Source organism: Aureimonas sp. Leaf324 (genome assembly GCF_001423245.1).
In the GTDB taxonomy this organism is placed as follows: domain Bacteria; phylum Pseudomonadota; class Alphaproteobacteria; order Rhizobiales; family Rhizobiaceae; genus Aureimonas.
In genome coordinates, this window is sequence record NZ_LMOH01000001.1 from 596,396 (window position 1) to 622,450 (window position 26,055).

The following is a 26,055-nucleotide window of genomic DNA, read 5'->3' on the forward strand; positions in this document are numbered from 1 at the left end:
CCATTAGTTCGGGAATGCGCATGTCCGTCGATACCGCCACCGTTCGTCGTGTCGCCCGTCTTGCCCGCATCGCGGTGTCCGAGGACGAGGTCGCGACCATGCAGGGCGAATTGAACGCCATCCTCGGCTTCGTCGAGCAACTCGGCGAAGTCGACGTGTCCGGCGTCGAGCCGATGACCTCGGTCACGCCGATGGTGATGAAGAAGCGCGAGGACGCCGTAACCGACGGTCACAAGGCCGAGGACATCGTCGCCAATGCCCCGGCCACGCAGGAGCACTTCTTCATGGTGCCCAAGGTCGTGGAATGAGCGGCGGCCGCATTGAGATTCGCGCCGAGACCCCGCTGCAGGACGACCTGCGAGCCCTGATCGCCGAGCTGAACGACGCGATCGACGATCAGGAACCTGACACACCGGACGAGTTCAAGTTTCAAATGACCGCCGAGGAGATGGCCCGTCCCGACACGACGACGTTTCTGGTCCGCATCGACGGCGTGGCCGTCGGATGCGGAGCTTTGAAGCGCCACGACGCGTCGCTGGGTGAGGTCAAGCGGATGTACCTGCGACCGGCCGTGCGCGGGCAGGGGCTTGCCGCTCGGCTCCTCGATCGGATCGAGGCAGAAGCCCGAAGCCTCGGGCTCGGCGAACTCGCCCTCGAAACCGGTCTCGGTTTCAAGGCCGCCCGCCGCTCCTACGAGCGGGCGGGTTTCAAGCTGAGCGGCCCCTTCGCCGACTACCCCGACAGCGGCTACGCCGCCTTCTATCGGAAGACCCTCGCGGTTCGCGAAGCCGACCCGGCCGCGTCCCGACCATTCGACGTTGCGAGACCATGACCGATCTGACCGAACTCACCATCGCCGAAGCCCGCGACGCCCTGAAGGCCAAGACCTTCCGGGCAAGCGAGCTGACGGACGCCTATCTCGACGCGATCGAAGCGGCCAACGGCGCACTGAACGCCTACGTCGCCGTGACGGCCGACAAGGCGCGCGAGATGGCGGCCGCGTCCGATGCTCGACTGGGTCAGGGCGAGGGCGGGGCGCTCGAAGGCATTCCCCTCGGCGTCAAGGACCTCTTTGCGGTCGAGGGCGTGCGTACGCAGGCCGCGTCCCACATTCTCGACGGCTTCAAGCCACGTTACGAATCGACGGTCACGGCCAATCTTTGGGCCGACGGCGCCGTGATGCTCGGCAAGCTGAACATGGACGAGTTCGCGATGGGCTCGTCCAACGAATCGAGCCATGACGGCCCGGTCGTGAACCCTTGGCGCCGCACGGACTCGGATGTCGCGCTGGTGCCCGGCGGGTCGTCGGGCGGTTCGTCGGCGGCCGTCGCCGCGCGCTTGTGCGCCGGCGCGACGGCCACCGATACCGGCGGCTCGATCCGCCAGCCGGCGGCCTTCACGGGAACGGTGGGCATCAAGCCGACCTACGGCCGTTGCTCGCGCTGGGGCATCGTCGCCTACGCGTCGTCCCTCGATCAGGCAGGCCCGATCGCACGCGATGTCCGCGATGCGGCGATTCTCCTGACGTCGATGGCCTCGAGCGACCCGAAGGACACGACGTCCGTGGATCGTCCGGTGCCGGATTACGAAGCCGCCGTCGGCCGGTCGGTGAAGGGCCTTCGCATCGGCATCCCACGCGAATATCGCGTCGAGGGCATGCCGGCCGAGATCGAGGCGCTCTGGCAGAAGGGCATTGCGACGCTGCGCGAAGCCGGGGCTGAGATCGTCGACGTGTCGCTGCCGCACACGAAGTACGCCCTGCCGGCTTACTACATCGTGGCGCCCGCCGAAGCCTCGTCCAACCTCGCGCGCTACGATGGCGTGCGCTACGGTCTTCGCGTGCCGGGCAAGGACATTGCCGAAATGTACGAGAACACCCGCGCCGCCGGTTTCGGCCGCGAGGTGAAACGCCGCATCATGATCGGCACCTACGTGCTCTCGGCCGGCTACTACGACGCCTATTACCTGCAGGCGCAGAAAGTCCGCACCCTGATCAAGCGCGACTTCGAGACCGTCTTCGCGGACGGCGTCGATGCGCTCCTGACCCCGACGACCCCATCCGCCGCCTTCGCGATCGGCGACGCGAAGCTCGCCGCCGATCCGGTGGCGATGTATCTGCAGGACGTCTTCACGATCACCGTGAACCTCGCCGGACTGCCAGGCATCGCCGTCCCAGCGGGCCTCTCCGGCGAAGGCACGCCGCTCGGCCTCCAGCTGATCGGTCGCCCGTTCGACGAGGAGACGCTCTTCGCCACGGCTTCGGTGATCGAGAAGAGCGCCGGTCGCTTCGCGCCGAAGCGCTGGTGGTAGGATGCTTTGGCGCGCTCCATCGCGCCGAAGAGACCGAATGATCGCAGCCCGGCTGCGCCCCGAGATGAACGAGTTCGCCCGATGCCCCTCGTCGATACCCGCACCCCCGATCCGAAGAAGCTGATCCCCGGCGCGACCGGCGACTGGGAAATCGTGATCGGCATGGAGGTCCATGCCCAGGTCCTCTCGGAATCGAAGCTCTTTTCCGGCGCCTCGACGCAGTTCGGCGGCGAGCCGAACGACAACGTGTCGCTGGTCGACGCCGCCATGCCGGGCATGCTGCCCGTCATCAACGTCGAATGCGTGCGGCAGGCGGTGCGTACGGGTCTCGGCCTCAAGGCTCAGATCAACAACCGCTCGGTCTTCGACCGCAAGAACTACTTCTATCCGGACCTGCCGCAGGGCTACCAGATCTCGCAGTTCCAGCAGCCGATCGTCGGCGAGGGAACGGTGATCGTCTCGGTCGGCCCCGACTCGAAGGGGCAGTTCGAGGAGGTCGAGGTGGGCGTCGAGCGCTTGCACCTCGAGCAGGACGCCGGCAAGTCGCTGCACGACCAGCATGCGACGATGTCGTTCGTCGACCTGAACCGCTCCGGCGTCGCGCTGATGGAGATCGTGTCGAAGCCCGACATGCGCTCCGCGGACGAAGCGCGCGCGTACCTCACCAAGCTGCGCACGATCCTGCGCTATCTGGGGACCTGCGACGGCAATATGGATGAGGGCTCCATGCGCGCCGACGTCAATGTCTCGGTGCGCCGACCGGGCGGCGAGTTCGGCACGCGCTGCGAGATCAAGAACGTCAATTCGATCCGCTTCGTCGGACAGGCGATCGAGTCGGAAGCGCGCCGCCAGATCGCGATCATCGAGGACGGCGGCACGATCGATCAGGAAACGCGGCTCTTCGACCCGGCCAAGGGCGAAACGCGCGCGATGCGCTCCAAGGAGGACGCGCACGACTATCGCTATTTCCCGGACCCCGATCTCCTGCCGCTCGAGTTCGACGACGCCTTCGTCGCGGCGCTGCGAGAGGAGCTGCCGGAACTCCCCGACGACAAGCGCCAGCGCCTCATGAGCGAGGCCGGGCTCTCGGCCTACGATGCGTCGATCCTGGTATCGGAGAAGTCGATCGCCGACTTCTTCGAACAGGTCGCCAAGGGGCGCGACGCCAAGCAGGCGGCGAACTGGGTCATCAACGACCTCCTCGGCGCGCTGAACAAAAGCGGCAAGTCGATCGAGGAGACGCCGGTCTCGGCCGACCAGCTTGGCGCCGTGCTCGATCTCATCCGTGAAGGGACGATCTCCGGCAAGATCGCCAAAGACCTCTTCGAGATCGTCTGGAACGAAGGCGGAGACCCGCGCGAGCTCGTCGAAAGCCGCGGCCTGAAGCAGGTCACCGACACGGGCGCGATCGAGAAGGCGGTGGACGAAGTGATCGCAGCCAACCCGGACAAGGTGGCGCAGGCGATCGCCAAGCCGACGCTCGCCGGCTGGTTCGTCGGTCAGGTGATGCGCGCGACCGGCGGAAAGGCGAACCCGCAGGCGGTCAACGACCTGGTGAAGGCCAAGCTCGGGCTGGAATGAGCACCTACTTCATCCGCACCGCGACGGCTCGCGACATGGGAGCCGTTCGCCAGCTGTTGGTCGAGACGTGGCAGGCAACCTACGGTGCCATCCATGACGCCGAGCGGCTGCGCGAGGTGACCGGAACGTCGCACGACGAGGCCGCGCTCCGCGGCCGTCTCGGCCAACCGGATACAGAGTTTCTGGTCGCAGACGACGGCAAGCGTCTTGGCGGCATGGCCTTCGCCCGCGCCGCGAGCGAAGACCGGACCCTTCTCATCCTGCACGATCTCTACGTACGCCCGGATGCCCAAGGGCAGGGCGTCGGGACGGAACTCTTCTCCGAGATCGCCGGCTGCTTTCCCCAGGCGACCCGCATGCGCATCGAGGTCGATGAAACCAACGCCCGGGCGATCGGCTTCTACACCGGGCTGGGCTTCGCGCGGGTCGGCACTTCCGAGAGCGGGAGCGGCTCGACCGTGCTGATCTTCGAGCGTCCGCTGGGCGCTTTCGACGCCTAGACTTTTACAGGCTGCGGCAGCATAACCTAGCCACGGCATTTACGGACACGATGCGATGAAACCCTGGCTGCTGCAGATCTTCACCTGGTGGAACGGCCAGACGATCGGAACGCGCTTCCACACCTGGCGCTTCGGCAAGCGGGTGGGCGAGGACGAGCGCGGCAACGTCTACTACCAGTCGGCCGACGGAAAGCGCCGTTGGGTGATCTACGCGGGCGAGGCAGAAGCAAGCCAGATCGGTCCCGGCTGGCACGGCTGGATGCATCACCGCGTCGACACGCCGCCAGTGGACGAGAACTACAAGCCGCGCGACTGGCAGAAGCCGCACGTTCCCAACCAGACGGGCACGCGCTTCGCCTACCGACCGAAGGGCTCGCTCCTCAACACCGCCGAGCGTCCGCGCGTGACGGGCGACTACGACGCCTGGACACCCTGATCGGAACCGCTCGCTCGATGCGTCTCGCTTCTAACGCCGCGCGGCTCGTGGCGACCCTGGCGCTGGCCTGCGTTTTCCCGCAGGGCGCCTACGCGGCCCGCGTCGAGAACCCGGAAGCGGTGTTCTCCGGGCTGGACAAGATCACCGGCCGGATCACCTCGTTCGAGGTGAAGATCAACGAGACCGTGCAGTTCGGCGCGCTGCAAGTGACGCCAAGGGCCTGCTTCACCCGCACGCAGGACGAAGCGCCGAAAACCGACGGCTTCGTCGAGGTGGACGAGATCACCCTCGACCGCGAGATCCGCCGCATCTTCACCGGCTGGATGTTTGCCGACTCCCCCGGCCTCAACGCCGTCGAGCACCCCGTCTACGACGTCTGGCTCAAGGACTGCAAAACCGACGCGAGCGTCCCGCCGGCGCAGTGAAAATCGGCGGGCCGTTCCAGCGCGTCGGCCAGCAGCTCGCGATATCGCGCACGCCGAACCTCGACGGCGCCGAAGCGCTGGAGGTGCACTGTGATGAACTGCGTGTCGAGGAGTATAAAGCCGCCGCGCCGCAGCTTGTCCCATAGATAGACCAGCGGAACCTTCGAGGCATCCGTGCGCCGCGAGAACATGCTCTCGCCGAAGAAGGCTGCGCCAAGGCTGACACCGTAGAGTCCGCCGACAAGCTCGCCATCCGCCCAAGCCTCGACGGAATGCGCGTGGCCCATGCGGAACAACCCCAGATACAGCTCGCGAATCTGAGCGTTGATCCAGGTCTGGTCGCGGCCGGGCGCGGGTTCGGCGCAGGCGTCGACGACAGCTGCGAACGCGGTATCGAACCGGATGTCGAAGGGTCGCTGGCGGATCGTCTTGCGGAGCGAGCGCGGGACGTGGAACCCGTCGAGCGGAAGGATGCCCCGAAACGTCGGATCGACCCAGTGGATCGACGGGTCGTCGGCATCTTCCGCCATCGGAAAGATGCCGGCCGCGTAGGCGCGCAGCAGGATCTCGGGTGTGATCAGCGGCTCGGAGCCGTTTCGTCCGCTGCGCGCCAATGGTGGATCAGGCAGCCTTCGCCGCGGCGGCGAGATACTGCTCCAGCCAGTGAATGTCGTAGTCGCCGGCCTGGATGTCCGGGTTCTCGACGAGGTCCTGGAACAGGGGCAGCGTCGTCTTCACCCCGTCGACGATGATCTCGTCGAGCGCTCGCCGCAGGCGCATCAGGCACTCGTTCCGGGTGCGCCCATGCACGATCAGCTTGCCGATCAGCGAATCGTAGAAGGGCGGGATCGTGTAGCCTTGGTAGACGCCCGAATCGACGCGAACACCGAGACCGCCGGGGGCATGGTAGTAGCTGATCTGGCCGGGCGAGGGCGCGAAGGTCCGCGGATCCTCGGCGTTGATGCGGCACTCGATCGCGTGGCCGTTGAACTTCACGTCGTCCTGCATGACCGAAAGCCCGAGACCGGCAGCGACGCGAATTTGCTCGTGAACGAGATCAAGGCCGGTGATCGCCTCCGTCACCGGATGCTCGACCTGCAGGCGCGTATTCATCTCAATGAAATAGAATTCGCCGTTTTCGTACAGGAACTCGATCGTGCCGGCGCCGCGGTACTTCATCTGGGCCATGGCATTGGCGCAGATCTCGCCGATGCGCAGACGCTGCGCGTCGTCGAGCGCGGGGGAGCGGGCCTCCTCCCAGACTTTCTGGTGGCGGCGCTGCAGCGAGCAGTCGCGCTCGCCGAGGTGCACGGCCTTGCCCATGCCGTCGCCGAACACCTGCACCTCGATGTGACGCGGCTTGCCGAGATACTTCTCGAGATAGACGGCGTCGTCGCCGAACGCCGCGCCCGCCTCGGAGCGAGCCGTGGAAAGCGCCATCGACAGGTCGGCGGGCGTCTGCGCCACCTTCATGCCGCGCCCGCCGCCACCGGCCGACGCCTTGACGAGAACCGGAAAGCCGATCTCCTGCGCGACGCGCATCGCCTCGACATCGTCGGTCACCGCGCCCGCGGATCCCGGCACCACGGGAATGCCGAGAGCCCTGGCGGTGCGCTTGGCCTCGATCTTGTCGCCCATGACGCGGATATGTTCGGCGGTCGGGCCGATGAAGGCGATATTGTGCGCCTCCAGGATGTCGGCGAAGCGCGCGTTCTCGGACAGGAAGCCATAGCCGGGATGAACGGCGTCGGCGCCGGAAATCTCGCAGGCCGCGAGGATCTGCGGAATGTTCAGGTAGCTGTCGCGTGCCGGCGGAGGCCCGATGCAGACGCTTTCGTCGGCCAGCCGCACGTGCATGGCCGCGTTGTCGGCGGTGGAATGCACGGCCACGGTCGCGATGCCGAGCTCCTTGCAGGCCCGCAGAACGCGGAGCGCGATCTCGCCGCGATTGGCGATCAGTACCTTATTGAACATGTATGCCTTTCCTCGACCGCCCGCGAACTCGCCCCGACGATCCCCGAGGGATCAACCGATGACGACCAGCGCCTCGCCGTATTCGACCGGCTGGCCGTTGTCGACGCAGATGCGCTTGATGGTGCCCGAACGCGGTGCCGGGATCTGATTCATCGTCTTCATCGCCTCGATGATGAGGAGGGTGTCACCCTCGTTCACCGTCTGGCCGATTTCGATGAACTGCTTGGCGCCCGGCGCGGACGCCAGATACACGGTGCCGACCATGGGCGAGGGCACCGATCCCACCTCGGGCCCGCTGGAAGCCGCGGGTGCGGCGGGAGCCGCCGCCGGAGCCTGCTGCGCCGGCATGGCGTGCATCGGCGCAGGCGCGGGAGCGCCGTAGCTGTAGCCGGCGGACGCCACGTATTCCTTCTGACGCGACACGCGGATGCGCAGGTCGCCCTGCTCGATTTCGATCTCGGTCAGATCCGTGTCGTTCAAGATGTCGGCAAGCTCGCGCACCAGCGAACGGTCCACAGTCGAATCCTTTTCCATAATGGTCCTTCGAACTCGCCGGGGATTCGACACGGAACTGTCCGGTCGGCCTCGGTCCTTCATGCGACGAAAAGCCCGGATCACGATGATCCCGGCTTCGGAAGAGGCAGGCGTCAGCCTGCCGACAGTTGCTTGACGGATCGAACGCCCCAAGGGCGTATCCGTTCGATCCGTGCCGTATAAACACTTGCGAGCGGCTCGCAAAGCCGGGAAGGCGCCAGCGACGCGCCTGAACTCAATTGGCCGTCGGCGAGCAGCTCGCGGAGCCGCAGGCGCGAATGTTCGCAATCTTTTCCGCGAGCGCGTCAGCGCCCACGGCACCGGGGACGAGTTCGTCGCCGATCACGTAGCTCGGCGTCCCGCTGATGCCGAGCGCCGTCGCGAGCTCGGCGCTCTCGTTCAGCGCCGCGGTCACGCTCTGGCCGCCGAGCAGCGGTCGAAGCGTGGCCTCCTGAACTCCGAGCTGCGCCGCGACTTCGAGCGCACGTGCCTCGTCGACCTGCGCGCGCGATGCCAACAGCGTCTTCTGAAACTGCGGATAGCTGTCCGGCTTCGTCTCGCGAAACGCCAGACTGACGCGCGCAGCGGCTTCGGACGCCGGCCCGAGGACCGGAATTTCCTTATAGACGACCTTCAGCTTCGGATCGCTCTCCAGAAGCACCTGAAGGTCGCTTGCCGCCCGCTTGCAGTAGCCGCAATTGTAATCGAAGAATTCGACCAGCGTGACATCGCCCTGCGGGTTACCGGCCACCGTTCCGGCCGGCGAGGCATCCAGCCGCTCGCGCAGGCTTGCGATCGTTTCACTCTGTCCGGCCTTCGCTTGCGCAGACCGTTTCGCTTCGAGCGCCTGCATCGATTCGAGCAGGACCTCCGGGTTGGCGATGAGGTAGTTGCGAACGATGGTCTCGATCTCGCGCGTCTGCGCATCATCAAGCGCGAGGGCGGGCGAGCCAAGAAGCGAGGCGCCGAGGACCGCCGCGGCGCCCACACGCCGACCCAGCGCAAGTCTCCTGAACACCGGACCATGCGTCATTTGCGGTTCACCTTCGTCGTGATGATGTCCTGAGCCTGCAGCCATTGCGGCGAGTTCGGACGAAATTTCTGCTGTGCGCGGGCGGCGAAGATCTTCGCCTGACGGAAGTTGCCGGCTTCCCAGTAACCTTCGGCCGTCGCCAGCTCGGCCGCGCCGATGTCGCCGGTCTTGCCGTAGGCCATCGCCAGGAACTGGTAGGCCGTCGAGTTGCCGGGATCGTCTTCCAGCCCCTTGCGGATCTGCGCGATGGCGTCCTTCATCCGCTCCGGCTTGCCGCCGGTCACGAGCGCCTGCCCGACGGCCGCCTCGAGGATTCCCGACTTCGACGGGTCGAGCTTGGCGGCCTTGGCGAAGGCGGCGGCCGATTCGTCGGAGCGGCCGGCCGCCATCAGGATCTCGCCGCGAACCTCATGAAACCAAGGGTTTCCGGGCACTTCCTTGATCAGCGCATCGATCTTTTGAAGGGCGGCGCTGGGCGAGCCCGCCAGATGGGTCGCGATCGCATCGCCATAGCGCGCGGGAAGGCTCGTCAGATTGCGCCCGAACGTTCGCCGGACCTGACCCGCACCACCGTTGTAGGCGGCGATCTTGGCGCGGGCCAGATCGTGTCGAAGCTGAAGCTCGGGTGGGTCCTTCTTGTCGAAGTAGGGACTTTCCTTCGCCGCCGTCTGGAGGAAGCCGATGCGCTCCTGCGGCGCGGGATGTGAACTCACGTAGCGATCGGACGAGACGCCCGACAGCATATTCTTGCGCATCAGGCCGGCGAAGCTGTCGAGCAGCCCCTTCGGCGACTGCTGCGTCTTCAAGAGGTAGGTGAGTGCCGAGCGGTCGGCCGTCGTCTCTTCCGTGCGCTGATAGGCGAAAAGGCCGCGCTGCGCGATGTTGCCGCCGCTCGTCATCAGGCCGCTGCCGATGCCCGCCATCGAGCCGGAACCGCTGGCCGCGCCCGCCGCCGCGACACCCGCCCCGAGAAGGCCGGCCACGACGGCGATCGTCTTGGCCCGCTCGATCTGGTCGCGCAGTCGTTCCTGATGCCCGCCCGCAAGGTGCCCGACCTCGTGGGCCAGAACGCCGATCGTCTCGTTCGGCGTCTCCGATTCGAGGATCGTGCCGGTGTTGATGAAGATGCGACGACCCGCCACGAAGGCGTTGAAGCCGAGGTCGTTGACGAGGACGATCTCGACACGGGCCGGCGACAGGCCGGCCGCGCGCAGGATCGGCTGCGAATAGTCCTTGATGAGGCCTTCGATCTCCGCGTCGCGCACGATCGGCAGCGACGAACGTCGCGCCTGCTGCGCCTCCGCCGGGGGCGCGGCCACCGCAACGACCAGCGCGGCTGCGACCGCCTTCGCAAAGAGGCCCTTCAACAAAAAATCCACCCCAAGTCTTCCCAGGCTTGTGCACGCACTTCTAGAACGCGGCTTCCCGGTCGGCCATCCCTGCGGACTGCAAGGTCATCTTTTTCCGGCGTTTATGAGGCTTCCATGTTTGACATTCCGCCGCCGAAGGCATCCCGCCGTTCCGACGTCGACCCGTTCCGCGCGATGGACGTCATGGCGGCGGCCAACCGCCTGATCGCGGAAGGCAAGGACGTGATCTCGCTGGCGGTCGGCCAGCCCTCGGCGCCGGTGCCACGCGTCGTCGCGGACGCCGTCGGAGCCTTTCTGGGACGAGGCCGTGTCGGCTACACCGATGCGCTCGGTCGTGTGGCGCTCCGCCGACGCATCGCCCGCCATTACGGCGAGACCTATGGTGTGGACGTGCCGGCGGAACGGATCATGGTGACGACCGGATCGTCCGCGGGCTTCAATCTGGCATTCCTGACCGCGTTCGACGTCGGCGACCGAGTGGCGATCTCGACGCCCGGCTATCCCGCCTATCGCAACATCCTGAAAGCGCTGGGGATCGAGCCGGTCGAGATCCCGGTCGGACCGGAAACGGATTACATCCTGACCGCGGAGGCTTTGGAACGCGCGCATCGGCAGACGCCCCTGCAGGGCGTCCTAATCGCCAGTCCGGCGAACCCGACCGGCACGGTGACGCCGCCCGCGGAGCTGCGCAAGCTCGTCGAGTTCTCCGACGCGGCGGGACTCGTCTTCATCTCCGACGAGATCTACCACGGTCTCGCTTTCGGCCGCGAAACCGCCTCGGCACTCCAGTTTTCCAACCGCGCGATCGTCGTCAACTCGTTCTCCAAATACTACTGCATGACCGGGTGGCGCATCGGTTGGCTGGTGCTTCCGCCTCATCTCGTGCGGCCGGCGGAGCGCGTCGGGCAGAGCCTCTACATCTCCGCACCGGAACTCAGCCAGGTCGGCGCCGAAGCCGTGTTCGAGGCGACGGAGGAACTAGAAGCGGTCAAGCTCGGCTACGAGCGCAGCCGCTCGCTGCTCATGGAGGCGCTTCCGGCGCTCGGTTTCGGCGACATCGCTCCGATCGATGGGGCCTTTTATGCCTATGCCACCATCCCCGAGGCATTCTCGAATTCGACGGAGTTTGCCAGGCATCTGTTGGAAACGGCGCTCGTCGCGGCGACGCCGGGGCTCGACTTCGATCTCGAGCGCGGCCATCGCACGATGCGCCTGTCCTATGCCGGAGATCCCGGCGAGATCGCCGAAGCGGTGCGCCGCCTTCGCAGCGTGCTTGAGCGCGGCGCCTGAGCCGCAAACGAAAGGAGCGGCCCGAGAGCCGCTCCTTGTCGTGTTATTCGGCTGTCTTGCGCGACCACCAGCCGCGACGCTTCGGCTTCTCTTCGGCTGCGTCGTCCGCCGCTTCCTCGCCATTGGCGATGAGCCGCAAGCCGCGACGCGCCGGTGCCTCTTCCGCCGGCATGTCCTCGGCGGGGACCTCGCCATCGTCGGCGGGGAACACCTCGTCCAGAGGCGGATTGCCGTCGATCGCGGCTCCGGCTTCGGCCGTGGCTGCCATGACCTCGTTCTCGTCCGGCACCGCGATATCGGCGCCGATCTCGGCATCGGCAAGTTCCGAAGGATCGCCCTCGATGGCCTCGACGGCGTCGGTCATTTCCGGCTCGAACGAGACATCGGCCTCGGCTGACGCGAGCGCAGGCAGCTCTGGGGTGACATCGTCCGCCACTGCGGCATCCGGTGCATCCTCGCCATCGCCCTCGGACGAACCCTCGGTGCGGGCCTCGTCGTCACGATTGCGACGGCCGCCGCGACGACCCCGCCGGCGACGCTTGCGGTCACCCCCGTTGCCGTCATCGTCGATGCTCTCGCTGACGACACCCTGGTTATCCGCCTCGGTGGAGGCCGCGGCGGCCTCGTCGCCGGCATCCTCGTCGGAGGCAGCATCGGCGCTCTCGGCATGCCCGTTTTCGTCGCCGCGCCGTCCGCCACGGCGGCGGCGACGGCGGCGACGCGATCCGTCGCGGGACTCCTCGCCGTCCGATCCGCGCTCCCGCGCTTCCGTCAGCCGCTCGGTTTCGGCGGCGTCCGGCTCGGCTTCGATCACCACGTCCTCGATCTCGATCGCCTCGGGCGAGACGGCCGGCAGGGTCGTGATCGCCTCGGGCTTCACGCGGCGCGTCGCCTCGGCGCCATGCTCGATGGTGACGTGCTGGTGGCCGAAGCCTTCCACCGCCTCCAGCAGGATGCGCAGCCCGTAGTGCCGCTCCAGTTCGTCGAGCGTCGAACGCTTCTCGTTGAGGACGTAGAGCGCGGTCGCGGTCGGCACCTTCACCACGAGGTCATGCGTGCCGTGCTTCTGGAGATGCTCCTCGATCGAACGCAGCACCTGAAGCGCGAGCGAGGACGAGGACCGGATGAAGCCGTTGCCGCTGCAGATCGGGCAGGTCTGCGTCGTCGATTCCAGCACGCTGGCGCGGATGCGCTGGCGGCTCATCTCGAGCAGGCCGAAATGCGAGATGCGGCCGACCTGGATGCGCGCCCGGTCGTCCTTCAGCGAATCCTTGAGACGCTTCTCGACGTTCCGGTTGTTGCGCTTCTCCTCCATGTCGATGAAATCGACGACGATGAGGCCCGCGAGGTCGCGCAGACGCAGCTGGCGGGCGACCTCCTCGGCCGCCTCAAGGTTCGTCTGGTAGGCGGTGTCCTCGACCGAATGCTCGCGGGTCGAGCGCCCGGAGTTCACGTCGATCGCGACCAGCGCTTCGGTCTGGTTGATAATGATGTAGCCGCCGGACTTCAGCGTCACATGCGGCTGCATCATCTTGTCGAGCTGCGCCTCGATGCCCTGACGGGCGAAGATCGGGCTCGCATCGCGGTACGGCTGCACAACCTTTGCCTGGCTCGGCATCAGCATGCGCATGAAGTCCTTCGCCTCGCGGTAGCCGCTCTCGCCGGCCACGAGGATCTGGTCGATGTCCTTGTTGTAGAGGTCGCGGATCGACCGCTTGATCAAGCTGCCTTCCTCATAGACGAGGGCAGGGGCGGTCGACTGGAGCGTCAGCGTGCGCACCGTCTCCCACAGCCGCATCAGGTACTCGTAGTCGCGCTTCACCTCCGCCTTGGTGCGGTTCGCGCCGGCCGTGCGCAGGATGATCCCCATGCCCTTCGGCACCTCGAGATCGCGCGCGACTTCCTTCAACCGCTTGCGGTCGGCGGCATTGGTGATCTTGCGCGAGATGCCGCCGCCACGGGCGGTGTTCGGCATCAGGACCGAGTAACGGCCGGCCAGCGACAGATAGGTGGTGAGCGCCGCGCCCTTGTTGCCGCGCTCTTCCTTAACAACCTGCACCAGCAGGATCTGGCGACGCTTGATGACTTCCTGGATCTTGTACTGCTTGCGCGGCGGACGGTTGCTGCGAACCGGCACCTCTTCCATCGCGTCTTCGCTGCCGAGATCATCGACCTCGTCCGCTTCGTCGACTGCGGGCTCTTCCTCGGTCTCGCGCGAGCGACGCGAGCGGCGCCCACGACGCGGCTTCTCGTCCGCATCGCCGTCGCTCTTGGCCTCGACCGCCTCCGCGCCCTCGTCGGCGGATGCCACTTCCTCGCCGTCAGTGACCGGTGCCGCGGCTTCGGCCTCACCAGCCTCGACCGTTTCCGACGCGTCTTCGGAGGCTTCCGTCTCGACGACCTCCGACACGCTGTCGTCGCTCGTCTCGGCGGCCTTCGCCTCGCCGCCGCGCGGACGCCGGCTGCGCGAACGACCGGCCTTGGCGGGCTTGCGCTCCTCGGCTTCCTCGTCCTCCTCGGCCTGCGCCAGATCGTGCTCGATCAGCGCCTGACGGTCGGCATGCGGGATCTGGTAGTAGTCGGGATGGATTTCGTTGAAGGCGAGGAACCCGTGACGGTTGCCGCCGTACTCGACGAACGCGGCCTGGAGCGACGGCTCGACGCGCGTCACCTTGGCCAGATAGATATTTCCCTTGATCTGCTTCTTGTGCTCGGACTCGAAATCGAACTCTTCGACCCGGTTACCCTTGACGACGACGACCCGGGTTTCCTCCGGGTGGGCGGCATCGATCAGCATCTTGTCTGCCATGAAATCTCAACTCCGGGACCCGCGGCGGCCCGGAATGCACGACCTCGCGGGTCGGCCATGGGCCAGGTGTGAAGGGGTCCGCAATGGTGCGTTCCGGGCGCGCAGGGCCAAGCTTCCCCAATGCACCGGCAACCGGCCCGAAGGGGCGGGGCACAGGCATCGAAGGGAACTGATATGCCGAAAGCACGCGTGAACGACCTGCAACAGTGGATGGCCGCTTGCGCAGCCGACGAGGACGCGAGCTCGGCGGAAATTCTTTCCTGTCTTCGCCCGCGGAGAGACCGGTGAGCGTGTAAGACCCGACCGGTGTAAATCTGTGCGAATTTCCCACGCCGGACGGATCCGTGCGTCGGCCGAGGCGGTCGGCTCGTTCGAGCCGATGAATTCGACGACGCACCCGTTCTGATGACGCGAGAGCCTCATTTATGCTTGTAAGGCGCTATAGTCCGGCAAACAAGGGGAAAGCCTGCGAAAGCGGCAGCTGCGCAGGCTGCCACGATCGTGTTCGCCATCCCTGATCCGCACTCTCTTCATTCGACGGCCGACGCCCGTGACAGTTCTGCGAACCGCCCTTCTGATGCTGGCCCTTCTCGTATCGGCCTTGCCGATGCGCAATGCCCACGCCGCCGACCGTCCGTCGATCGTGACGGCCATCGCGGCGGCCACGAAGGCGGATGCGTTCGAGATCGATCTGGAGGTCGACGGACGGGCCGAGCCGAAGCTGATTCTCCTGCGGAACCCCTACCGCGTCGCCCTCGATTTCGATGGCACGCTGGCGGCGGCCAAGCTCCCGGAGATCGACAAGTCCTCGCTGGTGACGGACATTCGACACGGTCTGGTCGGCACTGACCGGTACCGCCTGATCATGACGCTGGCGCAGCCGGCGCGGCCAAAACTCGACGTGACGAAGAGCGAGAAGGGCGCGCGCGTGTCGCTGCGGCTGACGCCCGGCGATGAGAAGTCCTTTGCGCTCCCTTCATCGCCCAAGGCCCCGGAATCGCCCGCGGCCGCGGGCCGGAGCGACCGGCCGCTCGTGATCGTGCTGGATCCCGGTCACGGCGGCATCGACCGCGGGGCGACCGGCGAGAAGGGGACCGAAGAGAAGGCTGTGAACCTGGCGTTCGGTCTGGCGCTTCGATCGGCGTTGGAGGCGCTCCCCAACATTAAGGTCGTCATGACGCGGGACGACGACACGTTCATCCCGCTGAACGAGCGGGCCGCAATCGCCCGCCGCGCCGGCGCCAACCTCATGGTGTCGCTGCACGCCGATTCGATCCGCTACAAGGATCTGCGCGGCGCGACCGTCTACACCCTCTCCGAGAAGGCGTCGGACAGCCTGTCGCGCGAACTGGCCGACACCGAAAACTCGGCTGATCGGTTCGCCGGTTCGGAGTGGGATCAGGATGCGCCGGAAATCCACGACATCCTCGTCGACCTCGTCCGTCGCGAGACGGAAGCCTTGTCCGAGCACTTCGCGATCCAGCTCGTCGCCGATCTCGGCAAGGGCGAAATCCGGCTGATCAACAATCCGCGGCGCTCGGCAGGCTTTCGAGTGTTGCGGGCCCCGGATGTGCCCTCGATCCTCCTAGAGATGGGTTATCTCTCCAATCCCGAGGATGAGGAGGCTCTCCAGTCCGACGTCTGGCAGAAGCGGCTCGCCGGGATTCTCGCGCAGTCGATCGCCGAGTTCGCCACGCGTCCGATCCTCGGCAGCCAACGTTGACGCGGAGTGCGTTGCGTGTTTGCAACAGTTGCTTCGGCAACACCGGTGCATCATTCGCCCGCCGCATTCTCCGCTCATGAACGATGCGTTAGGACTTCCTGAAATGCGGGATCATCCCGCCATGCCCGGCCGGCCACGCCGTGCGGCTCGCAAAGGGTCGCGAAAGCGGTAGCCCATGGAGACACGATGATCAGACTTCTCGGCTACCTCTTCGGTATCGGCACCGTGTTTGCGCTGATCCTGGCGGGCGGCGTCGCCTGGTACGTGGCGAGCATGAGCCAGGACCTGCCAGACTATCAGGTGCTGGAGAAGTACGAGCCGCCGGTCACGACGCGCCTTCATGCCGCGGACGGCTCGCTGATGGCCGAATACGCTAAGGAGCGCCGGCTCTATCTGCCGATCCAGACGATCCCGCAGCGCCTGAAGGACGCGTTCCTCTCGGCCGAGGACAAGAACTTCTACAATCATCCGGGCGTCGACCTCGAAGGCATCGGTCGTGCCGCGCTGCTGTATGTGCGTGGTGGCCCGATGCAGGGCGGCTCGACGATCACCCAGCAGGTCGCCAAGAACTTCCTCCTCACCAACGAGCGCTCGATGGAGCGCAAGGTGAAGGAAGCGATCCTCTCGCTGCGCATCGAGCAGGCTTATTCCAAGGACCGTATCCTCGAGCTCTACCTCAACGAGATCTATCTCGGGATGGGCTCCTATGGCGTCGCCGCCGCGTCGCTGGCCTATTTCGACAAGTCGGTGAACGAGCTGGAGATCCAGGAGGCGGCCTATCTTGCCGCCCTGCCGAAGGCGCCGGAGAACTACAATCCGTTCCGCGACCCCGAGGAAGCGATCGGCCGCCGCAACTGGGTCATCCAGCGCATGGCCGAGAACGGCGCGATCACGCAGGACGAGGCGCTGGCTGCGATCGCCAAGCCGCTCGGCGTCAATCCGCGGCCGAGCGGCACCTATCTCGCATCCGCCGAATACTTCACCGAGGAAGTCCGCCGACAGGTCATCTCGCGCTACGGCGTGAAAGCGCTCTACGAGGGCGGTCTCTCCGTGCGATCGACGCTCGACCCGCAGATGCAGGTCGATGCGCGCACCTCGCTGCAGCATGCGCTGGTCCAGTACGATCAGACACGCGGGTATCGCGGCCCGGTCGAGACCGTGGAACTCGGCGGAGACTGGGGTCCGGCCCTCAACAAGATCGAGCCCTATGCCGACGTGCCCGAATGGCGCCTTGCCGTGGTTCTGTCCTCGGACTCGAACTCCGCCAGCATAGGCCTTCAGCCGTCGCGCGACATTTCGGGTCGTCGCGGAGCCGAGCGCGAGATCGCGACGCTGAATGCTTCCGACATGAAGTGGGCCATGCGGCAGGACCGCGAAGGCAAGCGCAGCACGGCGCGCTCGGTTGACGATGTCCTCGCCCGCGGCGACGTCGTCTATGTCGAGAAGAAGGGCGAAGGTTACGTCCTGCGCCAGCCGCCGAAGGTGCAGGGTGCGCTGGTCGCGATGGACCCGCACACGGGCCGCGTTCTGGCGATGGTCGGCGGCTTTTCCTACGCGCAGTCCGAGTTCAACCGGGCCACGCAGGCGATGCGTCAACCGGGCTCCTCGTTCAAGCCGATCGTCTATGCGGCGGCGCTCGACAATGGCTACACGCCGGCCTCCGTCATCCTCGACGCGCCGGTCTCGTTCCCCGACGGCCGCGGCGGCTTCTGGGAGCCGAAGAACTACGGTGGCGAGGTTGCTGGCCCTTCGACGCTGCGGCTCGGCATCGAGAAGAGCCGAAATCTCATGACGGTCCGGCTGGCCGACGACATGGGCATGAAGCTCGTGGCGGAATACGCCGAACGCTTCGGCGTCTACGACAAGATGGCGCCGTATCTGCCGATGGCGCTCGGGTCGGGCGAGACCACCGTGATGCGGATGGTCACGGCCTATTCCGTCATGGCTAACGGGGGGCGCTCCATCGAGCCCTCGGTGATCGACCGCGTGCAGGATCGCTACGGGCGGACCGTCTACCGCCACGACAACCGCAAGTGCGAGAGCTGCAACGCCGCCTCGTGGGACGGTCAGGCGGAGCCCGAACTGGTGGACGAGCGCCAGCAGGTTCTCGACCCGATGACCGCCTACCAGATCACCTCGATGATGGAGGGCGTCGTCCAGCGCGGCACGGCGACGGTCGTCAAGGAGCTCGGCGTGCCCGTGGCCGGCAAGACCGGCACGACCAACGACGAGAAGGACGCCTGGTTCGTCGGCTTCACGCCGAACCTCGTGACCGGCGTCTATCTCGGCTACGACAACCCGCAGCCGCTCGGCCACGGGCAGACCGGCGGCGGCTTTGCGGCTCCGGTATTCAACGAGTTCATGAAGCAGGCGCTTGCGGGCAAGCCGGTGGTCGATTTCCGCATTCCCGACGGCATGACGCAGGTCGCGGTGAATCGCGCGACCGGCATGGCGGCGGCGCCAGGCGCCGACGGCTCGATCATCGAAGCCTTCAAGCCGGGCACGGGTCCGTCCGACCAGTACGAGGTGATCGGCGGCACCTATGCCAGCGCTCCGGCGCAGCAGTCGATCTCGCCGGAAGCGGCGCAGGCCATCGCAAGCGGGGCGGGCGGTCTGTTCTAGTTCCGCAGCTTTCCTGCCCTGCGTTGAGATCGGCCCCGGCGGTTCATCCGTCCGGGGCCGATCCGCTTTACACCCATGCGCCCCATCCCTATGGTCCGCGCCATTCACCCGATCCGTTTTCGAGAGGAATGCCGGCATGCGTGCCGAAATCGAATCCATTGTCTCCGACATCAAGCAGGCCGTAAGCCTGCTGAGGAGGCATCTTTGACTGGGATCAATCGGTCCGAGAACTTGATCGCCTGAACGCGGCCGCTGAGGATCCGTCCCTCTGGAACGATCCCGCCGAGGCGCAGCGCCTGATGAAGGAGCGCCAGCGTTTGGAGACCGCCATTACCGGCATCCGCGCGCTGGAGCAGGGGCTTCAGGACAACATCGAACTCATCGCCATGGGCGAGGAGGAGGGTGATGCCGAGGTCGTGACGGAAGCCGAGAACGCGATCCGCGCGCTCGAGAAGGACGTCGCGGAACGCCAGATCGACACGCTCCTGTCCGGCGAAGCCGACGCCAACGACACCTATGTGGAGATCCACTCGGGCGCCGGTGGCACCGAGAGCCAGGACTGGGCGTCGATGCTGCTGCGCATGTATATGCGCTGGGGCGAGCGGGCCAAGATGAAGGTCGAGATGCTGGAGCACAACTCCGGCGAAGAGGCGGGCATCAAGTCGGCCACGATCCTGCTGAAGGGCCACAACGCCTACGGCAAGATGAAGGTCGAGTCCGGCGTTCACCGGCTCGTCCGCATCTCGCCCTATGACAGCCAGGCGCGCCGCCACACCTCGTTCGCGTCCGTCTGGGTCTATCCGGTCGTCGACGATTCGATCGAGGTGGACGTCAATGAAGGCGACGTGCGCATCGATACCTATCGTGCCTCGGGCGCGGGCGGCCAGCATGTCAACACGACGGACTCGGCCGTGCGCATCACGCATCTGGCGACCGGCATCGTGGTGCAGTGTCAGGCGGAGCGTTCGCAGCACAAGAACCGGGCCACCGCCTGGAACATGCTGCGCGCGCGGCTCTACGAGGAAGAGCTGAAGCGTCGCGAGGAGAAGGCCGACGCCGAGGCCGCGTCGAAAACCGACATCGGCTGGGGTCACCAGATCCGCTCCTACGTTCTTCAGCCCTACCAGATGGTCAAGGACCTTCGCACGGGGATGGAGAGCACGGCGCCCGACGACGTGCTGGACGGAAAGATCGATCCGTTCATCGAAGCGGCGCTGGCGCAACGCGTCTTCGGCGGCGACGCCGAGGTCAGCGACGTCGACTGAGCGACCGTCCCCTCGAATCGAAAAAGGCCGTCCCTCGCAGGGCGGCCTTTTTCGTCAGAGCTTGGCCCACATCTGGCCCGCGTCGATGTAGCGTTGCGGGTTCACCGGCTCGCCGTTCACCCTGACCTCGTAGTGGAGGTGGGGTCCCGTGCTGCGGCCGGTCGAGCCGATGAGGCCGAGCCGCGAGCCGGCCGCCACCGTCTGACCGACGGACACATCGATGCGGGACATATGGGCGAAACGGCTGGTGATGCCGTTGCCGTGGTCGACTTCGACCGCCAGCCCGTAGCCGCCCTGATCGCCGGCTGAGATGACCCGGCCCTGGCCGGTCGCACGGACGGGTGTTCCTGCCGCTCCCGCGAAATCGACACCGGTGTGCATCGCCTCGCGACCGAGAAACGGATCGGACCGGATCCCGAAGGTCGAGGTGCGAACCGTGCCGGCCGGCTTGGGATCGGCGATCGGGAGGCGCTCGGCTTCCCCGCGCAGGTCGTCCATCCGCGACAGCATGTTTTCCAGCCTTTGGAGCTGCAGATCGAAGCTGGCGTCGGCGGGGGCAGGGACAAAGATGCCGCCTTCGTCACCGTCGACACCCAGCGGCTGGAGCAGGCCGCTCATCCGGTCGACCTTGTCGGACGCTTCCTTCGAAAGCTTGGCGACTCCCGCCGCCTGCTGCCCTTCGAAAAGGCCGACGCTTTCGCGGATCGATGGAAGCACGACATCGCGGATGTGCTCGACCGAGTCCGGTTGCGCCGAGCGGAAGGGTGTCAGCATCTGCCCGAGGCTGCCCATCACGTCCCAGCCCTTCGCAGGTCCACCATTTGTCGAGGCGGTAGCTGCGGGATCGATCAAGCCCGCGTCGGCGGCCTGGCCGAGGAGCGGCTCGAGCTTCTGGAAGCGGCCAACGAGCTGTGCCTGCTGCGACAGGAGCGCCTGCAATTCCTTCGAGATCTGGTCGCGGTCGATGTGCTGCCGAGTGGTCAGCTTGTCGAGTTCCTGCCGCAGACCGCTGATCCGCTGCTCGTAGACCGTGGTCGCGCGAACCTCCCGGTCGAGCATCATGCGCACGACGCTGTCGCCGGACAAGGAGAGGGCGACGGCACCGATGCCGCCGACCACGCCGATCAACGCGCAGGCGGCGCCCGTTCCCAGAAGCCAAGAGGGCACGGTCCAGTGCCGGACCTTCTCGCCGCGCGCGATGACGATCGTATGGGATTTCACTCGGTTTCCGAAGACGGAACCGCGAAGCTGCGAACTCATGCACCCGCTCCACGCGCGCCGGACGGTCGGCCGCATGGAGGAATTAGAAACCGTTAAGGTTAAAGGCGCGTTGACGATCGGATGCGGGCTACTGCGAGAGCGGCGACAGGCTCCGGTAGAACGTGGGGGTCAAACCGGCTTCGGCGCGCGCGCGGTCGTTGAAGGGCGCCTTGACCTCACCGCGGAAGCACTCGCGCACGAGTTCCTGGAAACGGCGAGCCGGATCGATCCTCTGACGCGCGCAGAGAAAGCGAAACCACTTGGCGCCGACCGCAACGTGCCGTTTCTCGTCGTTGTAGATGACGTCGAGGATCGCCGCTGTTTCCGGATCTCCGACCTCACCGAGCTTCGACAGAAGGGACGGCGTCACGTCCAACCCGCGCGCCTCCAGAATCAACGGCACCACTGCAAGGCGAGCCGCGAGATCGTGTGCAGTCACCTCGACCGCCTGCCAGAGGCCGTCGTGAGCCGGCAGGGCGCCATAGCGCGAACCGAGTGCCTCGAGACGATCGGACAGCAGGCCGAAATGGCGCGCCTCGTCGGTTGCCACCATCATCCACCCGTCGAAGAACGAGCGGGGCACCGGCTGGCCGCAGAAGCGCGCCACGATATCGAGCGCAAGGTCGATGGCGTTCAGTTCGATGTGGGCAAGGGCGTGGATCATCGCCACGCGTCCCTCCACCGTATGGACCGAGCGGCGCGGGACATGCCTCGGGGAGACCAGCGGGGGCTCCGCCGGGCGCCCCGGACGTGCCGGTAACGGCGGGTCCGTCGGCGCCGAAAGGCCGAGGGTGCGTTCGGCCCATCGCTCGCCGGCGAGACGCGTCAACCGGCGCTTCTCGTCGAGATCGGGCTCCCGCAAGGCCTCGATGGCGAGGCCGCGCAGCGTCGGCGTCGCGAGGCGACTCACGCGCCGGCCAGCTTGCGTGCCTCGTCGAGGACCTCGCGGGCATGCCCGTCGACCTTGACCTTCGGCCAGACGCGGTGGATCCGGCCGTCACCGTCGACGAGCACGCTCGTGCGCTCGACGCCCATGTAGGTCTTCCCGTACATGCTCTTCTGCGCCCATACGCCGGCGGGTTCGATCAGGGTGCGCTCGGGATCGGCAAGCAGCGGGACCTGAAGGCCATGCTTGTCGCGGAACTTGCAGTGCTTCTCGATGGGATCGGGCGACACGCCGAAGACCGGCACCCCGCTGGCCTCAAACTCATTTGCGAGAGCGGTGAAGTCCAGCGCCTCGAGGGTGCAGCCCGATGTGTCGTCCTTCGGATAGAAGAAGATCACGTACGGCTTCCCGCGCAGCTGCGCGTCGGACACCGTCGTCCCGTCATCGGCCGGAAGCTCGAAATGCGGAAAAGTCTGACCCGTCGTCAAAGTCGCCATTCGGCCCTCCTTTCGGCCCATTGCGCTGACACGTCTGCGCCGCGGCGACAGGGTGTGGCGCGGGATCGACAGGCGTGGCGTAACCGCCCTGTATCATAGCGCCCGCAAGTCGAAGGCAAGCTATGAACCGTTTGTTGCACGCCTGAAGAGGCGGCGCCCTGATCGCCCTCTTGGTGTTGCGGGAGACCATCGGACTTGATGAGGAAGATTCGGCGTCTCGTCGGTGCGATCCTGAGCTTCGTCCTGCTTCTCGCGCTGACGATCGCGGTCGCGGGCGTGTTCCTGCTGGGCACGCCGACCGGCGAACGCTTCGTCCAGTCGCAGACGACGGCCGCGCTCTCACGCCTGCTCGGGCCGCGCTACGAGGCCACGCTCGGGCGCCAGCAGTTCGAATTTCGCGGCGATGGCACGCTCGCCTTGAACTGGTTCGATGCGGCCCTGCACCGGCGCGATCGGCCGGATCTTGAATCGCGTGTCGAGCGGATTTCCGTCGCCCTGCGGCTGATGCCGCTCGTGGGCGGCAGCCTGGAGTTCGGTCGCCTCGAGATTGCCGGCGCCGATCTCGATCTTGCCGCCTTCGCGGGCAACCGCGCGCCCCAGACGAAGGAAGCGCCGGCCGAGCCGGACGAACGCTCCATGCTGGCGCGCACGATCGACGGCGGCGTCTCGGCGCTGGAGCGGCAGTTGCAGGCGCTGCAGGCCTACCACTTCGACACGCTGAGCCTGCAGGATATCCGGGTCACAGGCCTCCCGGCTCGGTCCGGGCAGGTCTCGCAGTTGACGCTCCAGCGGGCGGACCTGCACCGCGCGCTCGACGGAACGCTACGCCTCGTCTCGAACGTCGAAGTCGGCGACGTGCCGTTGCTTCTGTCCGGCACCGCGGAATTCGATCCGGTGACCAGCCGGTTGACGCGACTGGAGGGCCATACCGGCCGGATCGATCTCGGCGCGATCGTGCCGCCCGCAGACGAAGCGGACGAAGACGACGAGCGCCCGTTCGGCAGCGATTCGCAGACATCGCTCGACCTTTCGCTGGACCGTGCGTCGCCGGACGAGCCGGCTTTCCTGCGGGCCACCGCCCACGTCGGTGCAGGGCACCTGCAGCTCGGCCTGAGCCGCACGCGCGTGGAGAGCGGCCAGCTCGATCTTTCCTACACGCAGGGCGACGAGCGCCTCGTGATCGAGCGGAGCCCGTTCCGTTTCCGCGATGTCAGTTTCGACGTGACGGGCGCGGTGGAACAGACGAACCGGGCCGATGCCGATGCGCCGCCAGTCTACGGTTTCAAGCTTTCGACGCCGGACGTCCGCTCGATGGTGGGGCGCGACGAGGCGCCCGGCGCCCAACCCCTGACCGCCTCCCTCGAACTGGCGGGAAGCCTGAACCCGGCCGCTCGCCAGGTGTCGCTGGACGTCGCCCGTGTCGTGACCGACGGCGGGCGGCTCGAAGGACGAGCGCGCTATGATGGTTCGACATCGGACGCGCGAACATTCCTGGATCTGAAGGCGACGTCGCTGAGCGCCTCTGCCGTCAAGGCGTTCTGGCCGTTCAACATCTCCGGCAAGGCGCGCCGTTGGGTTCTGGCTCACCTGTCCGACGACGGCGTGGTGCCCGAGGGCCGGATCTCGATCGACATTCTGCGCGACCGCATCGGTGAAGCGTTCCGCATCGGCGGGACTCCGAGCAATAGCGAACTCCAGCTCGACATTCCGGTTCGCGGCGCGGGGCTCGCAACCGTCGGAAACCTTCCGGCGCTGCGCGAGGTGGACGGGTCGGTTACCATCCGCGGCATTCGAACCGAGGTGGCGGTGGATCTGGCCAAGGTCGACGGGCTCGACGCGGTCGCGATCGAAAGCTCGACGCTGGTCCTGCAGCGCCCGGCGGACGGCGGACTCCGCGATCTCGGGATCGACGTGAACCTGAAGGCATCGGGTCCCGTGCCGCAGCTGCTGGCGATCGCCGACCGTGATCCGATCCGCGCCTTCCGCAATCTGCCGCTGAGGACCGATGCCTTTACGGGGACCGCAAGCGTAGACGTCGGCGCTCGGCTGATCCTTGGGGACGGGATCGCGCCGGAGAAGCAGGTGCGGGACTGGAACGTCGAAGCCGACCTGAAGGACGTCGATGTTGGCCAGCCGATCGAAGGGCGCACCTTCGCGGGGCTCGACGGCGTCTTTCACGCGATTCCCGGCCAAGCCAGCGGCTCTCTGGACGGCACGATGGACGGAATGCCCGCAAAGCTGACCTTCGCGCTTCCGTTCGGCGCCACTCCCGTCGGGACGCGCAGCCTGGAGGCCGAACTAAAGGTTCCGTCGGCCAAGCTCGTCGATCTCGTTCCCGCGCTCTCGGGCGTGGTGAAGGGCCCGATCGCGGCGCGAGTAACGGACGACAGCGACGGACTGCACGCCAAGCTCGATCTCGGACAGACCGAACTCGATCTACCGGCGATCGCCTGGAAGAAGGGGGCCGGCGTGCCGGCCGATCTCGCCTTCGTCGTCCGCCGCGACGGGGACATGACGCAACTCGACAAGCTGGAACTGAAAGGGGACGGCTTCCAGGCGCGTGGGTCGTTGTCGGTGGACAAGCGCGGCCTCCGAAGTGCCGCCTTGACGCGTGTCGCTTTGAATCCGGGCGACGATGTGAGCGTCGATGTCGAGCGTCATGGCGACGGTTTCGGCGTGAAGGTCGAGGGCAACCGCTTCGATGCCCGCCCGATCCTGGCCGAACTCAAGGCTGGCATTGCCCGCGACAAGAAGGGGAGATCGGGGGGCGGGACCTTCGACATCACGATGGATGTCGGACGGATCGACGGCTTCAACGGCCGCGGCGTCGACGGCTTCTCGCTGAACTATGCGTCCGCGGACGGGCGGATGGCGGCGCTGGCGATTGGCGGGTCGATCGGCGGGGCCGCCCTGGCCGGCGATCTCGCGCCTCAGAACGACAATCGGCGGATCCGCATCGCGTCCGGCAACGTCGGAGGCCTCCTCGGCTTCACCGGACTCTACAGCCACATGGACGGGGGACAGGGATCGCTGACCCTCGTCGGCTCCCCGGATGAGGGCTATGGCGGCGAGGTCAAGCTGACGAACTTCAACCTCGTCGACGAGCCGCGCCTGTCGCGCATCGTCGGTTCGTCGCCGGCTCCGGGGGCGGCCAGTCTCTCGCAAGCCATCGGGCAGGAGCTTCGCACGGAACGGGCGTTCTTCGACCACGCCTCGGCCAAGCTCGGCTACGATCGGGGAACGTTGCGCGTGGCCGACGGCATCGTACGCGGGCCGATCTTCGGCTCGAGTTTCGCGGGCGTCGTCTACGATCCGAGCGGCAAGATCGACGTCACCGGCTCGTTCATGCCGGCCTATGGCCTGAACCGGGTGTTCGGAGCGATTCCGATCCTCGGTCAGATCCTCGGCAACGGGCAGGAGGGCGGCCTGATCGGCATCACCTACCGCCTGAGCGGGGCGATGGCGTCGCCCACGCTCGTGGTCAATCCGATCTCGGCGATCGCGCCGGGCATCTTCCGGCAGATCTTCGCCTTCGACTGA

21 protein-coding genes are annotated in these 26,055 nt (G+C 66.6%); 12 read left to right on the forward strand and 9 right to left on the reverse strand.

The genetic code is table 11. The annotated features are described in order from the left end of the window. Nucleotides 1-20 precede the first annotated feature (20 nt). From gatC to ASF65_RS02900, 7 genes are all read left to right on the forward strand, one after another. Nucleotides 21-308 carry an Asp-tRNA(Asn)/Glu-tRNA(Gln) amidotransferase subunit GatC gene (gene gatC / locus ASF65_RS02870; RefSeq protein WP_055885067.1) on the forward strand — a complete coding sequence of 96 codons (288 nt, stop codon included), beginning with the start codon at nucleotides 21-23 and terminating at the stop codon, nucleotides 306-308. Next, nucleotides 305-832, forward strand: coding sequence for a GNAT family N-acetyltransferase (locus ASF65_RS02875; RefSeq protein WP_055884760.1), 528 nt, complete (start codon nucleotides 305-307; stop codon nucleotides 830-832). The genes gatC and ASF65_RS02875 overlap by 4 nt, the downstream gene beginning before the upstream one ends. Continuing rightward, complete coding sequence (gene gatA / locus ASF65_RS02880; RefSeq protein ID WP_055884763.1) at nucleotides 829-2,310, forward strand: Asp-tRNA(Asn)/Glu-tRNA(Gln) amidotransferase subunit GatA; 1,482 nt, start codon at nucleotides 829-831, stop codon at nucleotides 2,308-2,310. The genes ASF65_RS02875 and gatA overlap by 4 nt, the downstream gene beginning before the upstream one ends. 81 nt (nucleotides 2,311-2,391) lie before the next feature. Beyond that, on the forward strand, nucleotides 2,392-3,891 hold the full coding sequence (gatB, locus tag ASF65_RS02885) for an Asp-tRNA(Asn)/Glu-tRNA(Gln) amidotransferase subunit GatB (RefSeq protein WP_055884765.1): 1,500 nt from the start codon (nucleotides 2,392-2,394) through the stop codon (nucleotides 3,889-3,891). Next, on the forward strand, nucleotides 3,888-4,391 hold the full coding sequence (locus ASF65_RS02890; protein ID WP_055884769.1) for a GNAT family N-acetyltransferase: 504 nt from the start codon (nucleotides 3,888-3,890) through the stop codon (nucleotides 4,389-4,391). Before gatB ends, ASF65_RS02890 begins: the two co-directional genes overlap by 4 nt. 55 nt (nucleotides 4,392-4,446) lie before the next feature. Then, complete coding sequence (locus ASF65_RS02895; protein ID WP_055884771.1) at nucleotides 4,447-4,827, forward strand: NADH:ubiquinone oxidoreductase subunit NDUFA12; 381 nt, start codon at nucleotides 4,447-4,449, stop codon at nucleotides 4,825-4,827. A gap of 17 nt (nucleotides 4,828-4,844) precedes the next feature. Continuing rightward, nucleotides 4,845-5,252 carry a DUF2155 domain-containing protein gene (locus ASF65_RS02900; protein WP_055884774.1) on the forward strand — a complete coding sequence of 136 codons (408 nt, stop codon included), beginning with the start codon at nucleotides 4,845-4,847 and terminating at the stop codon, nucleotides 5,250-5,252. Here the strand turns inward: ASF65_RS02900 and aat are convergent. From aat to ASF65_RS02925, 5 genes are all read right to left on the reverse strand, one after another. After that, nucleotides 5,195-5,866 carry a leucyl/phenylalanyl-tRNA--protein transferase gene (gene aat, locus ASF65_RS02905; protein ID WP_055884777.1) on the reverse strand — a complete coding sequence of 224 codons (672 nt, stop codon included), beginning with the start codon at nucleotides 5,864-5,866 and terminating at the stop codon, nucleotides 5,195-5,197. The genes ASF65_RS02900 and aat overlap by 58 nt on opposite strands. 7 nt (nucleotides 5,867-5,873) lie before the next feature. Further along, nucleotides 5,874-7,226, reverse strand: a complete 1,353-nt coding sequence (gene accC, locus ASF65_RS02910; RefSeq protein WP_055884780.1) for an acetyl-CoA carboxylase biotin carboxylase subunit — start codon at nucleotides 7,224-7,226, stop codon at nucleotides 5,874-5,876. Between the two features lie 51 nt (nucleotides 7,227-7,277). After that, nucleotides 7,278-7,763 (reverse strand): acetyl-CoA carboxylase biotin carboxyl carrier protein, encoded by a 486-nt coding sequence (gene accB / locus ASF65_RS02915; RefSeq protein ID WP_055885071.1) that lies wholly within the window; start codon nucleotides 7,761-7,763, stop codon nucleotides 7,278-7,280. A 232-nt stretch (nucleotides 7,764-7,995) separates the two neighbouring features. Continuing rightward, complete coding sequence (locus ASF65_RS02920; protein ID WP_055884783.1) at nucleotides 7,996-8,793, reverse strand: DsbA family protein; 798 nt, start codon at nucleotides 8,791-8,793, stop codon at nucleotides 7,996-7,998. After that, nucleotides 8,790-10,160, reverse strand: coding sequence for a M48 family metalloprotease (locus ASF65_RS02925; protein WP_244486533.1), 1,371 nt, complete (start codon nucleotides 10,158-10,160; stop codon nucleotides 8,790-8,792). The genes ASF65_RS02920 and ASF65_RS02925 overlap by 4 nt, the downstream gene beginning before the upstream one ends. A 117-nt stretch (nucleotides 10,161-10,277) precedes the next feature. Between ASF65_RS02925 and ASF65_RS02930 the strand changes: the two genes are divergently transcribed. Then, nucleotides 10,278-11,453 (forward strand): aminotransferase class I/II-fold pyridoxal phosphate-dependent enzyme, encoded by a 1,176-nt coding sequence (locus tag ASF65_RS02930; RefSeq protein ID WP_055884789.1) that lies wholly within the window; start codon nucleotides 10,278-10,280, stop codon nucleotides 11,451-11,453. 43 nt (nucleotides 11,454-11,496) lie between these two features. Here ASF65_RS02930 and ASF65_RS02935 read toward each other — a convergent pair whose 3' ends face one another. Beyond that, nucleotides 11,497-14,262: a ribonuclease E/G gene (locus ASF65_RS02935; RefSeq protein WP_055884792.1), complete on the reverse strand. Its 2,766-nt coding sequence runs from the start codon at nucleotides 14,260-14,262 to the stop codon at nucleotides 11,497-11,499. Nucleotides 14,263-14,812: 550 nt separating this feature from the next. Here ASF65_RS02935 and ASF65_RS02940 point away from each other — a divergent pair. From ASF65_RS02940 to prfB, 3 genes are all read left to right on the forward strand, one after another. After that, on the forward strand, nucleotides 14,813-15,985 hold the full coding sequence (locus ASF65_RS02940) for an N-acetylmuramoyl-L-alanine amidase (protein WP_055884795.1): 1,173 nt from the start codon (nucleotides 14,813-14,815) through the stop codon (nucleotides 15,983-15,985). A gap of 186 nt (nucleotides 15,986-16,171) precedes the next feature. Next, complete coding sequence (locus ASF65_RS02945) at nucleotides 16,172-18,607, forward strand: penicillin-binding protein 1A (protein WP_055884798.1); 2,436 nt, start codon at nucleotides 16,172-16,174, stop codon at nucleotides 18,605-18,607. A 136-nt stretch (nucleotides 18,608-18,743) separates the two neighbouring features. Beyond that, a protein-coding gene (gene prfB / locus ASF65_RS02950) for a peptide chain release factor 2 (RefSeq protein ID WP_156369128.1) occupies nucleotides 18,744-19,872 on the forward strand; the annotation gives its coding sequence in 2 pieces (ribosomal slippage) (nucleotides 18,744-18,812 and nucleotides 18,814-19,872; 1,128 coding nt in all). Between the two features lie 54 nt (nucleotides 19,873-19,926). Here the strand turns inward: prfB and ASF65_RS02955 are convergent. The 3 genes from ASF65_RS02955 to ASF65_RS02965 form a co-directional block, all read right to left on the reverse strand. Further along, entirely contained in the window at nucleotides 19,927-21,093 is a 1,167-nt protein-coding gene (locus ASF65_RS02955) for a M23 family metallopeptidase (protein WP_162239442.1), read from the reverse strand. Between the two features lie 127 nt (nucleotides 21,094-21,220). Then, nucleotides 21,221-22,042 (reverse strand): ferritin-like domain-containing protein, encoded by an 822-nt coding sequence (locus ASF65_RS02960; protein ID WP_055884807.1) that lies wholly within the window; start codon nucleotides 22,040-22,042, stop codon nucleotides 21,221-21,223. Further along, nucleotides 22,039-22,515, reverse strand: a complete 477-nt coding sequence (locus tag ASF65_RS02965) for a peroxiredoxin (protein WP_055884810.1) — start codon at nucleotides 22,513-22,515, stop codon at nucleotides 22,039-22,041. Before ASF65_RS02965 ends, ASF65_RS02960 begins: the two co-directional genes overlap by 4 nt. 195 nt (nucleotides 22,516-22,710) lie before the next feature. Here ASF65_RS02965 and ASF65_RS02970 point away from each other — a divergent pair, with 195 nt between their 5' ends. Further along, on the forward strand, nucleotides 22,711-26,055 hold the full coding sequence (locus tag ASF65_RS02970; protein ID WP_162239443.1) for a hypothetical protein: 3,345 nt from the start codon (nucleotides 22,711-22,713) through the stop codon (nucleotides 26,053-26,055).